This is a genomic window from Flavobacterium sasangense DSM 21067, assembly GCF_000686885.1.
Lineage (GTDB): Bacteria > Bacteroidota > Bacteroidia > Flavobacteriales > Flavobacteriaceae > Flavobacterium > Flavobacterium sasangense.
On record NZ_JMLU01000032.1, the window covers coordinates 1 to 14,016 of the forward strand.

Genomic DNA, 14,016 nt, shown 5'->3' on the forward strand with positions numbered 1-14,016 from the left:
AATCAGCAAATATTAAATTGGAAACGCCAAAAAGAATGAATCAAGTGAATTATAAACCACAGCCGTATGTTTTCAGAAAAGCAAGAAAAAGAATTGAAACTTTATTCTCGCAACTGTGTGACCAATTTTTAATTAGAAGAAATTATGCTAAAACTTTTGAGGGATTTAAAACTCGAATTCTAGCCAAAATAACAGCATTAACTCTAGTTCAATATATCAATAAATTTATCTTTGATAGACCAATAAATAAAATCAAAAATCAATTAATTTAATTTCACCCAACGGGTTATAAGTAATGATTTTTCAAACCAAAACATAAAGAAGAAAAATGATTTACAGACCAGATATAATAAGATTGTTTCAGATATTAGAAAAATTCAAAATATCATTAGTGAAATAGATGTTTCAATTATTTATGCAAAAGAATTCATCGAACAAAAATCAAATATATCTCATGCAAATGAATCTAGTTTAAGTAATTGTGAATGTATTTTTTGTGGAAATACAAATATTAAGTTAATTGATAAACAAAACAAACTTAAAGATGCTATTGAATGGTTTAATAGTGAAATGGATAAATCACAATATACTATTGAATCTTTTGTTAGTAATAAAAAAGAATACGAAGTAAAACTGAAAAAATTAATGGTTGAAGCCAATTTGATTAAAAATGAACTAAACGTATTAGATAAAGTTATTACTTCACTTGAAAAAAATAAAAGCATAGAATATCAAGCTACCAAAGTAATTATACAAATAGAAGCTTTCTTAGAGACAATTAAAACAAATAGTTTGACAGAAATTGAAACTAAAATTAAAAATTTACAAGATTCTATTTCAATTATTGAGCAAAACTTGAAAACAGATTATAATGTTGATAATAAATTAAATTTAGCAGAGCGTCAAATTAATCAACAAATGAATAGAATTGGTAAAGAGTTGGAATTTGAAGAAATATATAAAGATAATTTAAATTTAAAATTTGATTCAAAGACATTTGAATTGTATCAACAGACATTAATAAAAGGAATTCCTGATAAAAAGGTTTATTTAAGGTCTATGGGTAGTGGAGCTAATTGGCTTTCAAGCCATGTGGCACTTTTTACTAGTTTATTATATTATTCGTCTAGTTTAAAGGATAAATCTTTAATTCCTACAATATTATTTTTAGACCAGCCTAGTCAAGTTTATTTTCCAACTGAAATTGATAATGACGAAGTTTTTGATGGGAAAAAGTTAAAAAAAATATCAAATGAAGAAACTAAATATGATGATGACATAAATGCAGTCACTAATCTTTTTGATAAATTGGTTGAGTTTTGTAGTTATACTTTATTAGAAACAGGAATTGAACCTCAAATAATCATAACCGATCATGCAGATAAATTAAAATTAACAAATGCAGATTTTGACAAGGATTTAGTAAGAGCTAGGTGGAGAGATAAAAAGGATGGATTTATAAAACTTAATAATTAGGGTTTTATGAGTACATACAACATATTACTAACTTGTATTTTAATAATATTTGTTTTTCTGCTTTTATCAATGTTAAGCTTTAAAAATGTTATAGATAATTATTTTAAACGAGTAAATAAAAACTATATCATTACTCCATTAATTGTAATAAGTGTAATTTTAATAATCGTTTCTTTTCTTACACCGTATTTCTATACTGATACCGATATAGGTAATTCAATAGAATTTGACGCTGAAACTGGTCAAACAGGAGATACTATTGGAGGTATTATGAATCCATTTATTGCTCTTGCTGGAGCTGTACTAACTTTTATTGCATTTTATATTCAAAAGATTGCAAACGATGATATTAAAAATCAATTCAAAATTCAACAATTTGAAAGTCAATTCTATGAAATGTTAAGACTTCATAAAGAAAACATAAATGAAATGCGTATAAATGGTTATGAGCCATCTATTGAGGCTTCAATACAAAAAGATAATTCAAATAATATAATTAGTAAAACGGAAACTATAACTACAGTTACTAGGGTTACAGAAGGCAGAAAAGTATTTGTTACTATGATAACTGAATTAGTAACTTGTTATGAAATTTTAGAATATTACGATAATCAATGGCAAACTAATATAGCGAAACAACATTTATTAGAATTAGCATATCGATTTTTCTTTTTTGGTTCAAAATCAGAAATTGTTTCTTCAAAATATATTGATAAATTAATAATTGAAAATTTCAGAATAGAATTAAATAAAATTAGAGATTTACATAAAAATTCATCGGGAGTAAAAAATATTATAAGTGGACTTGAAGGAAAAGAAATTAAACTTTATATAAAATATTTACCTTTTTCTGGTCACGAAAATAGATTAGGTCATTATTATAGACATTTATATAGTACCGTTAAATACATCGTAAACAAAGAAAAAGAAGGACTTTATAATTACAAGCAATCAAGAGAATATTTAAAAATATTGAGGTCTCAAATGTCAAATGATGAACAACTTATGCTTTATTACAATTATATCATAGGTTTTGGTGCTGATTGGGAAAATGAAGGTTATTTGACAAAATATAGAATGCTTCATAATTTACCTATTAATAAAGTTAAATATGCAGAAGACCCTAGAACACATTTTAGTGTGTTTATAAATTCAATTAAAGAGGGTGAAGGAGAGTTATTTGAATGGGGTGATTTTGAGCAATAAAAAACTAATGTGACACCAAAAACAGCAATATTTGCAGTTAAAACTAAAGTTTCAAAAAAATATTAAACCTATTTACTTGGCTAAATCAAAAAAAAATGTTTTGTTTCAAAAAACTCTAAAGAGTTTTTTATATATAGCGTCATATGACAAATTGTGAAATAATACTAAAACAGTCTGGACCATTGATGTCTGGTGAGCTTGGAGCAATACTTGTTAGTCAATATGGTTTGATTGCTAATACAGCGAGTAAAACTATTATTCGTGATAAGTCAATCAAAAGAATTACGGGATTTTATAAAAGTGGTCAACATTTTTGTTTTCTTGAAGAACACAAAGACAATGTTGATTTTTTCGATTTATTTCAAGAATCATTATTCAACAATGGAAAAAAATATTGGTATGTACTAAACGCTTTAAAAATGTGTGGCGGTATTATCAGCCGAAGATACTTAGAGTGTTATACTAATTATCCTATAATTCCATTAAAAAGTCATATTCCATTTAATGAAATACTTCAAAGATTTGTAGCACAAGGCATATTATTATTTAATGAAGATTGTTATTTACTTTCGCCAAAGTATGAAAAGTCATTTACAAACTATGCTCATTATTCTGCAATTGAATGTATTAAGGACACTATATTAGATAACTTCAAATCATTATCTAAAAACATTGGTTTAATATCTTATAAAACAGGAGAGTTTTTTGCAGAGCATGGTAAATTCAGATTTGGTTTTAAAGGAGTATCTTATGTTTCAGGTTTAATGCAAGGAAATAAAAATGGTTTTGTAGTCGCTGATATTTTGATAGGTCACCCAATTTATGAAAACGATGTAAAGTTTTTTATTGATAAATTAGAGACTATAGGCAAATTCGAAAAATCATCTAAATTGATACCTTTTCTAATTGTAGATAATTTAGATAAAAACGCTTTAAAATTTTTAAAAAATAAGGGTATTGTTATTGGCTTTATTGATGAATTATTTGGCGAAAAATACGCTAAAACTATAATTGAATTGGTAAATTTATTAAATAATGCTGGGGCAAGTTTAAAACAAACTCCTGAAAAATATTTAGATTTAATAAAACAACTTAAAAAATATAATGAAGGATTAGCCAACAACATTAAAGGTACATTATTTGAGTTTGTTGTAGGTCATATTCATTCAACAAAATGTCAATCATTAGATTTAGGTAAAGAAATAGTTGATGATAATGGTAAACATGAAACAGATGTAGTTAGTGTTTATGCTGATAAGATTGTTATATCAGAATGTAAAGCAACAAAAGGTCAAATAGGTATAGATATAATAGATATTTGGATACAAGAGAAAATACCTGCTTTTTTTAATTATATTAAGTCAATAGAACCATATAAAGAAAAAAATATTGTTTTTGAATATTGGTCTATAAGTGGTTTTACAGATGAAGCATTAGAACGATTAAATCATTTAAAAAACACTTCAAAACGTTATAAAGTAGAATACTTTGTAGGTAATGATGTGAAAGAAAAAGCTATTGAAATGAAGAATAAAAAACTGAAAGAAGTAGTAAATGATTTCTTTTTAAATAACAAGGTTTAAAACATTTAACATTTCATTTGAAACTTAATATAGATATTATACGTTTAATAATAGTAAAGCTAAATAATAAAATCATATAGATTTATATATATTTGTCGAAGATGTTATATTTTTTATACATTTGCAAAAGCTTTCAATTATTAACTAAAACAAAATACTATGGCAAAACCTATTAAAGAAACACCTTTTCTTTGTGGTAAAGATGCTGATACATTTGTAAAAGAAAACAAAGAAGTTAAGAAAGTATCAAAAGAAGAGAAGGAAGAAATCAAAGAAGATTACGAATTGCTAATAAGTTTAGCTCAATTTGGAATCTAATACTATTAAATTAATTAGGCTTGAGCCTGATACAGTAATATTGCCGTTCGATTGTGGAGACACAGATTTGAACGGCTTTCTTTTTGATGATGCCAAAAACTACTCTAAAGATTTGATGGCCGTTACATACCTAATTCATGATAACGAAAAAACCATAGCATACTTTAATTATCTGAACGATAAAATTTCCCACACAGATTTAGATGGCAGTATAGAAAAATTTGCAGCTAGAGTAGGTGTGTTTTTACCTAAAGAAAAAAGCCATTACAAGAGCTATCCAGCTGTTAAAATTGGGAGACTAGCAGTTCATATTGATAGTCAGAATGGTGGCGGTTATGGTAGAAAAATAATAAACTTTACTAAAGGTCTCTTTACAAACAAAAACAAAACAGGTTGTAAATTTATCACGGTTGATGCTTATAGAGATTCTCTAAAATTCTATGAAAAAATGGGTTTCAAATACCTATCAAGCAAGGACAAAAAGTCAGACACAAGGCTAATGTATTTTAATTTAGAAAGTATTTCATAAAACTTTAATTACCTCATTCATCTGCACAAAAACTGCCTTTAGTCCAAGTATTCCTAAAGTCAGTTCTTTGTTTGCTTCATTTCGTTAATTAAAAAAAATAACAAAATATACTTTGTGTGAATATTGGGATAAACAGAAACAACTGCTAGTAACGGAGGTTTTGCGCAATTGGGGCTATGTTGCTAAACAGAATCTCTGTCTTGTTTTTGTTCTCTTTAGTGTATCAGAAAGTTTACTGCTCTTTTATCCCCAACTGACGCAAAGCCAGCCGTTACTAGCAATTGTAAACCTCCGCATCACGTTTACGTTAAATACAATATCTATCTTTCCGCATAACTTCTTCCGAAACCGAACTTACGCAGACAATCGAACCGAATAAAAAGAAATAGGAAGTATTTTCATATTGACATTGTAAGTATAAAAATTGCTTTTTGTGTTTATTGTTTTTTTGGTTAAAGCAATTTTCTATACCCACAATCCCAATAGTGCCAGTAAGAGTATTCTTTTTTATTTGCCACAAAACCCCAAGTCATTGGCTTTCCGTCTGCTTGATACCTAGCGTTTTCAAAACAATAATTGTAGTAACATTCAAGTTTTATCTTTCTATTTGCGTGTTGGCATCAAGCAGCCAAGAAAACCAATCAGAACATCCCAATAAGCAAATAAAAAAGAATACCCTTACTTCGAGCTTCTGCCATCGGACACTACGAATGTGTTTTCATTGTTTTTTGAAGATGCCATAACGTTTCCGAATAACATTTAGCTACAATGAAATAAACTCATTTCGCCAGAACAATCAGGCATCCTCAAAAATCAAATAGAGAAGAAAGAGTATCAAATTTCAGTTCATTTCAAAAAGCGTTTATATTGATTTTTGGTTTTTTAAAATGCCCTAAAATTTGATACCCTTTCAAGACGACTAGTGCTTTAATCAACATTTTTTAAATCTGATTTCAAAAGACAATTATTTTAAATCGGAAACAAAACCAAAAAAATAAAAAAAGGAAGCAAAGATAAGTTGCAGGTATTCAAAAAAGCAAGTTCAAGCCCTACGGGTTTCAGAAAAAATCTCCACCTATAACGTTTCGCAAGACGTTTTATTTTGATTTTGACAACTACATTTCCGATGATATATCAGGTAGTATTTTTTCTGAAAAACTTGCTTTTTTGAAACCTTCCACTTGGACGAATAGCTTTCTTTTTTTTTTTTTTTCTTTTGAAAAGTTTTAAGGGCGAAGCGTAGCGGAGCTATCCTGCTTTTCATAGGAAGCATAAAGGAAAAGAGAAATCTAATCTTTTAAATCCGATGTAATGAACTTTATTATTAAAACCCACAGGAAAGATACCAAGTACAATAAACCTTGCTTATATCTGTTAAATAAAGGCTTAAATAGCGGGAAACCACAGAAAGAACCTTTTACAAATAGCTTTGTTGTTATTTTTGACAATCAAGAAGACCTTGAAAATATCTATTTTGTAGCTTACAGCTTATGGAAAGCTAAATTTTGGCATCAATTCCTAATTGGTTCCGTAATTCCGTTTTTAAGATTATTTGATTTTAAAAAAGAATTTAGTTCAAGAGTTAAAACAATGCTTGAAGAGTTTGAGAACCACCAAAAAAACATTGCAGCACTAAAACTACTTGAAGAACAGGAGATACATTTTGTTAATAATTTGAAGTTAGTCAATGATATTCGAAATGTAATTATCAACAGATATTGCAAAGTTTTAGAGTAATGGATATTTAATACTTATTTCATAGATATTTAATACATAAGTTACCATTATATAGAAAATCTATAATTTGAGAATAAAAAAAGCCCAATCGAAAGAAAGGGCTTAATTTTGAATTTGAAATCTACTAGAATAAATCTTGTATTTTCATTGCGTTTCCTGCATTAAACAAATAATAGTTTGAGCCAACTTGTTGGTAAAACTCAATTCCAATGCTTCCAATTGCAGTTACATTTGTATTCATTGTTGGAGCATTTGGTAACGTTGCAGTTACTGTTAATGGAGTAGTAGCTACATCGACAGGAGTGTAAGCTGAATAAGCAATGTTTGAAAGTTCATTTAAATCAGTGTCAGCAGGTTCGTAAGCTCCAGTAGTTGGATTAAATACGAAATCTGCAATAACTGAAATTGCATTGATAATTCTAAAATGTGTTGCACCGGATGGAACACTAATAAAATTAGCAGGATTAAATGAAGGAATAGTTAAAACACTTTCATTTCTATCTACATTAGGAGTTAATGTGTAAGGAGCTGAAAAAACACCATTAAATGAAATGTTACGATTAAAATCTAAACCTTTCAAATATTGTGGTTGTTGTGAAACTAATACAGCTCTTTGACCACGAGCTTCAGAACCATCTTCAATATTGATCTTTTTCATAATTGCAGTTAATCGACCTGTCAATTGATTGTCTGCCATTTGTTTCATCAATGATGATAAACCAACTCTTACTGATTTACCAGCATTCGCACAAGCTCCAAATTCACTCATATTTTCACGAGTACGAATAAAGCCAGGTGCGGTTTTAATTTGTTCGGCAGATGGTCCGCCTTTTAATCCTGCAAAGTAACCATCGTTACCTTTGATTTTGAAGTGTCTAACTTCTCCGAGTGTGCCGACATATTTTATATGTCCTTTCTGTTTAGCCATTTTTTCTTAATTTTTTGAATTGATATAAAACTTTTATAATATTGTAAAAATATTACATAAATAATTGATATACAATAAGTTAAATAACACAATTTAAACCAAATGAACACAATTTACCATAACAAGATTAAAAATAGATTTAGGATAGTCCAAGTTGTTGATGGTGATGGATTGATTATTGAAAATATTTTTGATAAAAAATTAATTGAAATTAGATTTTTAGGAATAGATGCACCAGAGCTAAAGCTTTGTAAAAAGTTATATCAGGATGAGAGAGAAACACATTTAGCTGCTCATTTTTTAATTGAATTAGGTAGAAAATCCTTAAACTACCTTATGGAAATTGCACCACCAAAAACAAATATTTCAATAGCACTGGAAGAAAATAATATTTTAGATGTCTATGGTAGAACTTTAGCATATGTATTTTTAGAAGACGGTACTTGTCTAAATGAAAAAATGGTAGCTGAAGGCTATGCAAAGCCGTATAATCGATTTTATTGTAAAGAACTCACAAACTATCAAATATTAAATTTAAATGCTAGAAACGAAGTAAAAGGATTATTTTCATATTCACTTAATTGGTAGATTTTTTATTAGAGGTTTAGATCAAATGTATTTTAAAACTACTTTATTTCCTGTATAAAACTATACTATTGTGGGGATAATGTGGGGATATTATGCAAATAAAAAACCCTAACTAATTGATAATCAATCGTTAGGGTTTTAATTCTGCGGAGAAAGAGGGATTTGTCTGCTACAAAAGTCACCAATAAAATCAACACTTCGCAAAGCATATTATTTAAGTGACACCTTGACTGACACCTCTTTTATAAGGCTACTATTATTCTAAATTCAAAGTAGTCAAATATAAGGATATTTATTTGAATATTAAAGCATCAAGGCTAATAATTGAACTAGTTATTTAAGTGCTTATTAATACTGTTCTTGATTAAAATTTGTTCTTCTATTACCCCTACTTTAACCAAAAATCAAGTGAGTTACTTGTTCATATTTTATGCCACTATATTTACAGAACTCTTCAATCGTAAGAAACTCATTTTCGAGCTTATTGAGGTCTTTTTTTATCTTTTGCATCAATCTAGTACTTTGACGATAACTCTTGCCTGTTATTCGTTGTATGTCCTTTGGATAGATGCAAACCCTCTGATTATTCAATTTCATACTTTATCCATACTTTTGATATAGCTATGCTATACTTCTGACGTGCAGAAAATCTTTTGCAATTTAGTTAAAATTTATCATACTTATTTATTGTGTTTTTATGTTCATTTAAGACACTTGTGTCGATTTTGGACATATGGTACGCTTGTGACTTTTTCTTTATTGAAATGTATTGTAAACTTTGCTTTAATCATTCAAAATGTGGTTGCAACTGATTGAAAGAATGAAGGAGATTTTAGATGAATGTTTAACAAAATTTTGAAGTTATGGCTAGACAGAAAGGCATAATTAAATTGAAAGGTACTATCGGAGATATTACTTTTTACAAAACGCAAGATGGTCACTTAGCGAGAGAAAAAGGTGGAATTGATGCGAGCAGAATTGCGAGTGATCCTGCGTTTCAAAGAACTCGTGAGAATGGCTCCGAGTTTGGTAGAGCAGGAAAGGCAGGAAAAATGCTTAGAACCGCTTTACGACCATTACTTTTAAATTCTGCTGATGGTAGAATGGTTAGTAGATTAACGCAAGCGATGGTTAAAGTTATCCAAGCAGATACAACTAGTGATAGAGGTTTGCGAAACGTGATTGATGGAGAAGCTGAATTGTTATTTGGTTTTGAATTCAATATTCGTGGTAAGCTTGGAACCACTTTGTTTGCTCCGTTTGTGGCGACTATTGATAGAGCAGCAGGTGAAATTAAAGTGGATTTGGCATCTTTTATTCCTGCGAATATGATTGCTGCTCCTAGTGGAACTACTCACTATAAAATCATTTCTGGTGGAGCTGAAATTGATTTTGAAGCTGAAACGTATGTAGTTGCTACCTCGGAAACGGCAATTTTGCCATGGGACGGAACTGCTACTGCTCCAATTAATCAAGTGAATGCGGTTACACCAGCTAGTACAAAACCTTTGTTTTTGGCTTTAGGTGTTGAGTTTTATCAACAGATTAATGGGCAAATGTATCCATTGAAAAATGGTGCTTTTAACCCATTATCGATTGCAAAAGTTGATAGCGGTGTATAATCAGTATTCAGTCACAGTTGACAGTATTCAGTAATGGTACTTTTATTAACTAGAACTTATTTCCCTGAAGGAACCAATGGTAAACTCGAATGCGAAGGTAAATTGATTTGTCATACAATTGAATTGCCTTGGAGAATGAACCGAAAGAGAGTTTCCTGTATTCCGGAAGGGAAATATTTTATTAGAAAGCGATATAGTAAGAAATTTAGATGGCATTTAGAAGTGGTAGATGTTGAAAATAGAAGTTTGATTTTATTTCATCCTGCTAATAATGCTATGAAAGAATTAAATGGTTGTATCGCTCCCGTTACTAAGCTTTCTGGACCAGGTTTAGGTTTACTATCAAGAAAAGCTTTTGAGAAGCTTAAAACTTTAGTTTATAAAATCTTAGACAGACAAGAAGTTGTTGAATTATTAATTATTTCTAAATTATAAATCATGAAAAAGATATTGAATCGAGTTTCAGCTCCTATACCAAAGTTTTTTAAAGTGCTTCGAACTGTTGGTTTGACTTTGGCTGCTGTTGGTGGAACTATTTTGGCTGCTCCAGTTGCTTTGCCCACAATTGTTATTACTATTGGTGGATATGTTGCAGTAGCTGGTGGAGTTTTGACAGCTGCAAGTCAGTTGACCACAACGAATGACAGCGAATAACCATACTTTAATGGGTACAGCTGGAGGCACATTTTTAAGTATTGTTCCGAATATTCAATCTGAAGATATTGCCAAAACGGTTATCTTAGCTACCGTTGGAGCAATTGTTAGTTTTACAATTTCGTTACTGCTTAAAAGCCTTAACAGGAAGCACAAAAAATAAGTTTAGCCCTAGTTGTGGTGACCTTTGGGTTAAATAAAATGAAGCCTAGTCGTAAGACCAGGCTTTATTTATTTATTGCAATAGCGGTATAAAATTACCCTACGCATATCGTTAATTAGATTGATGTTTTGATGAAATTGATTTTCTTTTTGTTCTAAAATTTTCAAAGCTTCAACGTGTTTTACATGCTCTTCATGTTCTGCCATTAATGCTTTAGATTTTGGGAAAAATTCTTTTTTGAAATCAGGTAACCTTAAAAATGGAATTACTGAACCTACTAAATATTGATGCCAAAACTTTGTTTTCCATAGACTATAAGCAATGAAATATACATTTTCTAAATCTTCATCATTTTTAAAGATAATAACAAAGCTGTTTGTAAATGGTTCTTTTTGAGGTTTTCCACTATTTAACCCTTTGTTTAGAATAAATAGATGTGGTTGTGGGTAAAACGTTCCTTTCTGATGGGTTTTAATAATATAGTTTAACATGGCTTCCGATTTTAAATATTAGCTTCTCTTTTGCTCTTATTTTCATCTGAAATACTGGATTGCTTCACTACGCTTCGCCCATTAAAATTTTTCAAAAGAAAAAAAGAAAAAAAAGAAAGCCATTCGTCTAGTGGAGGGTTTCAAAAAAGCAAGTTTTTTTTAAAAAATACTACCACCCTAATTCGTCCTTTGGAAGACGGAATTTGTTGCTTGGCAGAAAAGTTGTTTTGAAAACGCATAGGTGGTGGAGATTTTTTAAAAAACCCGCAGGGCTTGAACTTGCTTTTTTGTAAACCCGGAACTTACTTTTGCTCTCTTTTTTTTTATTTTATTTTTTTTATTTCGGAGCAGGATTTTTCTTTGGAAGTCGGATTTTTTTTGTTTCGGAGACGGGTCGTCTTGCAAGGGTTTCAAATTTTGGGGCTGGATGAAAAAACCAAAATCGATTAAAATGCTTTTTATCCAGAACCGAAATTTGAAACTCTTGCTGCACTGTTTGATTTTTTGTGGTGCCTGGAAGTGCTCAGTATGCAGAAATTAGTGTTCAGTTGTTTCGGAGATGGGAAGCACCTCAAAAAAACAATGCAAATACTACCGAGTGCGTTGGCAGTAGCGAAAGCAAGTGTATGGTTTTTTGATTTGTTTGCACTCACTTTCTGATTGCTTTTTTGGGTGCTGATGCTTGACTTATGTTTAAATTGAAAGACTTGAAGTTTTATGTATTTTTCTTAGAAGCTCTTAAAGCATCAGCAACCGGAAAGCAATTGCTACTTCATGTTCTGACAAATCAAAAAAACATACTATTGCTGGGCAATTTTATCTTTTGAGGGTGCTTGAAAGTGTTCAGTATTCAGATTATAGTGTACAGTTGTTTCGTAGATGGGAAGCACCTTCAAAAGATAATGCAAACACTACCGCTTTAAACACACAGCTGATAAAAACAATTGATGAATTTCCTACGAAGTGATAAATTTCTTTTTAAGCAGAAACGTTCTTATGAAAACACGAAGTAAGACCCGCGAAGCCACGTGTTTTTGGTAGCTGGGTGGTGCGAGGAAAGCTGCCAAAAATGTGTGGCTGGAGCGGGGCTTTTGAGCGTGGGGTGAGCGGCTTTTTTACATAATGTTATTATAGGGCAATGCACCATCTTGTTTTGGAGCACTCTTTTCTTTATTGCCCTATAATGCCACATTATGTAACTAAGCTTTGGAGAAAAAATTATTGGCATGAGTTGCGAAGCGTACGTGTTTTTGTTTTGTGCGATGGACAAGCTCTTTGACTAATGGCTTATTGGATTTTAAATAATAAACAAAACGTTCTAGCCATTAGGCAAAGTGCTTGATGTGCGTTGGGACAAAAACCATGACAGTAATTTTTTTGGAGCGTTGGGAAGGAGTGGCAATTGGAAACTAAAACTTCATTTACCACTAAACGAAAAAGTATTCTTGTGATTAAAAATGAAATTAGCGAAATGAAGCAAACAAATAACTGGCTTTAGGAATACTTGGACTAAAGACGGTTTTTGTGCAGTCTGAATGAGATAATGAATTTTTAAATTTGCTGGGATTGCTAGGATACTTTCTAGATTCCTATTTCGAAAGTACTAAAAAAATGTAATCAATTTTAATTTGTTTTCTTCTGGTTGATAATGAAGTGTTATTTGACATTTGACTTTTTCTTTTGAATATAGAACCTCTAATTCAATAATCACATTAAATTTAATTACTTTATATTCTCTTAACTCTGACATTTCATAAATGTAGTTATCTTTTATTTTTTCTTTTATTAATTTTTCAAAATCTTTGATTGTATAGTTTTCTAATTGTGCTTTTTTGAGTTTACCACCTTTTGTAGTTATAAGATAATCAAACTTTTGCTCTTCAATTTCAATATTGAGTTTTTCTAAATCGGTAACAATGGGTGTTATGGCATTTAAAGCAATTTGAGTGTCTAAACTATATCCTTTTAAATCCTCACGTTCAATTTTATAAGATAAAAACAAATCATAGTAAAGACTTGGAATACTTTTGATTGAAAAGTTATTGCTGTCAAAAGGTAATCCTTGGGTATTTTCATTTGTTTCCCAGTCCTCATCTTCATAAGGAAGAATTACTTCTTTATTGTTTACAATGGCTACTTTACATAAAATGAATGACAACATTGTTTTAAGATTCGTCTGAGTAGTTGTATCAAGAAATCCAACATATGGTTCATAGTAACTTAATTGATGATGAAATTTATTAAAAAAAGTGTTTGAAAGATTATTAATATAAACTATATAGCAGTCATTTATGTTTAAGAAATTTGTATTCTTTTCTGATATTAATTCCTCAAAAAAAACATCTTTCCAATAGTGAAAATTTTGATCAATGATTAAATCCCCTGAAAGAATACTATGTTTTGTCTTTTTATCAAATATTGGAATTACTTTGTCAAAAACTTCATAACCATACCAAGCGGATTTTACTTTTGAACTATCAAAAACAAGAGCGATTTCTTTTTTGTTGATATTGGGTGTTAATGCATTCCTTAAATCTTTGTACTCTATTCTCTTTTTTGAATGTAAATTTTCAATGAAATGATTAAAAGCTTGCTGAATAGCCTCATACATTTGCTTATCGGAAAGTTTGAAATTTTCTTTCATAACTTCCAAATAAAAATTTTCTCTAGATTCTAAAGTAAAGATTGTTTTGTTTGACATAACCTGTTATCCCTCCGATG

15 protein-coding genes are annotated in these 14,016 nt (G+C 29.9%); 12 read left to right on the top strand and 3 right to left on the bottom strand.

What is annotated here, in order from left to right:
- From BP92_RS16235 to BP92_RS0111920, 7 genes are all read left to right on the top strand, one after another.
- Positions 1-272: transposase (locus BP92_RS16235; protein WP_035693406.1), on the top strand; the 272-nt coding region annotated here is incomplete at its 5' end.
- Positions 273-570: 298 nt separating this feature from the next.
- Complete coding sequence (locus BP92_RS16240; RefSeq protein ID WP_051604466.1) at positions 571-1,476, top strand: DUF3732 domain-containing protein; 906 nt, start codon at positions 571-573, stop codon at positions 1,474-1,476.
- 6 nt (positions 1,477-1,482) lie between these two features.
- Positions 1,483-2,682: a putative phage abortive infection protein gene (locus tag BP92_RS16800; protein WP_084329750.1), complete on the top strand. Its 1,200-nt coding sequence runs from the start codon at positions 1,483-1,485 to the stop codon at positions 2,680-2,682.
- Between the two features lie 143 nt (positions 2,683-2,825).
- On the top strand, positions 2,826-4,265 hold the full coding sequence (locus BP92_RS0111905; RefSeq protein WP_150111932.1) for a hypothetical protein: 1,440 nt from the start codon (positions 2,826-2,828) through the stop codon (positions 4,263-4,265).
- A gap of 159 nt (positions 4,266-4,424) precedes the next feature.
- On the top strand, positions 4,425-4,583 hold the full coding sequence (locus BP92_RS17220; protein WP_162833737.1) for a hypothetical protein: 159 nt from the start codon (positions 4,425-4,427) through the stop codon (positions 4,581-4,583).
- Positions 4,573-5,112 carry a GNAT family N-acetyltransferase gene (locus tag BP92_RS0111915; RefSeq protein ID WP_051604467.1) on the top strand — a complete coding sequence of 180 codons (540 nt, stop codon included), beginning with the start codon at positions 4,573-4,575 and terminating at the stop codon, positions 5,110-5,112. Before BP92_RS17220 ends, BP92_RS0111915 begins: the two co-directional genes overlap by 11 nt.
- Positions 5,113-6,423: 1,311 nt before the next feature.
- Positions 6,424-6,849 carry a DUF6943 family protein gene (locus BP92_RS0111920; protein ID WP_026726270.1) on the top strand — a complete coding sequence of 142 codons (426 nt, stop codon included), beginning with the start codon at positions 6,424-6,426 and terminating at the stop codon, positions 6,847-6,849.
- A gap of 124 nt (positions 6,850-6,973) precedes the next feature.
- Here the strand turns inward: BP92_RS0111920 and BP92_RS16250 are convergent, their stop codons facing one another.
- Entirely contained in the window at positions 6,974-7,777 is an 804-nt protein-coding gene (locus BP92_RS16250) for a hypothetical protein (protein WP_051604468.1), read from the bottom strand.
- A gap of 102 nt (positions 7,778-7,879) precedes the next feature.
- Between BP92_RS16250 and BP92_RS0111930 the strand changes: the two genes are divergently transcribed.
- The 5 genes from BP92_RS0111930 to BP92_RS17225 all read left to right on the top strand — a co-directional run bounded on the left by BP92_RS0111930 (position 7,880) and on the right by BP92_RS17225 (position 10,804).
- Positions 7,880-8,365 (top strand): thermonuclease family protein, encoded by a 486-nt coding sequence (locus BP92_RS0111930; protein WP_026726271.1) that lies wholly within the window; start codon positions 7,880-7,882, stop codon positions 8,363-8,365.
- Positions 8,366-9,228: 863 nt separating this feature from the next.
- Positions 9,229-9,987, top strand: coding sequence for a hypothetical protein (locus BP92_RS0111935; RefSeq protein WP_026726272.1), 759 nt, complete (start codon positions 9,229-9,231; stop codon positions 9,985-9,987).
- A gap of 33 nt (positions 9,988-10,020) precedes the next feature.
- Positions 10,021-10,422, top strand: coding sequence for a DUF5675 family protein (locus BP92_RS0111940; RefSeq protein WP_026726273.1), 402 nt, complete (start codon positions 10,021-10,023; stop codon positions 10,420-10,422).
- 3 nt (positions 10,423-10,425) lie between these two features.
- Positions 10,426-10,641 carry a hypothetical protein gene (locus tag BP92_RS0111945; protein ID WP_026726274.1) on the top strand — a complete coding sequence of 72 codons (216 nt, stop codon included), beginning with the start codon at positions 10,426-10,428 and terminating at the stop codon, positions 10,639-10,641.
- Positions 10,628-10,804 (top strand): hypothetical protein, encoded by a 177-nt coding sequence (locus BP92_RS17225; RefSeq protein ID WP_162833738.1) that lies wholly within the window; start codon positions 10,628-10,630, stop codon positions 10,802-10,804. Before BP92_RS0111945 ends, BP92_RS17225 begins: the two co-directional genes overlap by 14 nt.
- A gap of 68 nt (positions 10,805-10,872) precedes the next feature.
- Here BP92_RS17225 and BP92_RS0111955 read toward each other — a convergent pair whose 3' ends face one another.
- Both BP92_RS0111955 and BP92_RS0111980 read right to left on the bottom strand, forming a co-directional pair.
- Positions 10,873-11,295 (bottom strand): DUF6943 family protein, encoded by a 423-nt coding sequence (locus BP92_RS0111955; protein WP_026726275.1) that lies wholly within the window; start codon positions 11,293-11,295, stop codon positions 10,873-10,875.
- A gap of 1,603 nt (positions 11,296-12,898) precedes the next feature.
- Entirely contained in the window at positions 12,899-13,939 is a 1,041-nt protein-coding gene (locus BP92_RS0111980) for a hypothetical protein (RefSeq protein ID WP_150111933.1), read from the bottom strand.
- Positions 13,940-14,016: the final 77 nt, after the last annotated feature.

Bases quoted from the DNA above. Each gene is read 5' to 3' on its own strand.
- BP92_RS16240 (WP_051604466.1), top strand. From the start codon at position 571: ATGGATAAATCACAATATACTATTGAATCTTTTGTTAGTAATAAAAAA.
- BP92_RS16800 (WP_084329750.1), top strand. From the start codon at position 1,483: ATGAGTACATACAACATATTACTAACTTGTATTTTAATAATATTTGTT.
- BP92_RS0111905 (WP_150111932.1), top strand. From the start codon at position 2,826: ATGACAAATTGTGAAATAATACTAAAACAGTCTGGACCATTGATGTCT.
- BP92_RS17220 (WP_162833737.1), top strand. From the start codon at position 4,425: ATGGCAAAACCTATTAAAGAAACACCTTTTCTTTGTGGTAAAGATGCT.
- BP92_RS0111920 (WP_026726270.1), top strand. From the start codon at position 6,424: ATGAACTTTATTATTAAAACCCACAGGAAAGATACCAAGTACAATAAA.
- BP92_RS16250 (WP_051604468.1), bottom strand. From the start codon at position 7,777: ATGGCTAAACAGAAAGGACATATAAAATATGTCGGCACACTCGGAGAA.
- BP92_RS0111930 (WP_026726271.1), top strand. From the start codon at position 7,880: ATGAACACAATTTACCATAACAAGATTAAAAATAGATTTAGGATAGTC.
- BP92_RS0111935 (WP_026726272.1), top strand. From the start codon at position 9,229: ATGGCTAGACAGAAAGGCATAATTAAATTGAAAGGTACTATCGGAGAT.
- BP92_RS0111940 (WP_026726273.1), top strand. From the start codon at position 10,021: ATGGTACTTTTATTAACTAGAACTTATTTCCCTGAAGGAACCAATGGT.
- BP92_RS0111945 (WP_026726274.1), top strand. From the start codon at position 10,426: ATGAAAAAGATATTGAATCGAGTTTCAGCTCCTATACCAAAGTTTTTT.
- BP92_RS17225 (WP_162833738.1), top strand. From the start codon at position 10,628: ATGACAGCGAATAACCATACTTTAATGGGTACAGCTGGAGGCACATTT.
- BP92_RS0111955 (WP_026726275.1), bottom strand. From the start codon at position 11,295: ATGTTAAACTATATTATTAAAACCCATCAGAAAGGAACGTTTTACCCA.
- BP92_RS0111980 (WP_150111933.1), bottom strand. From the start codon at position 13,939: ATGAAAGAAAATTTCAAACTTTCCGATAAGCAAATGTATGAGGCTATT.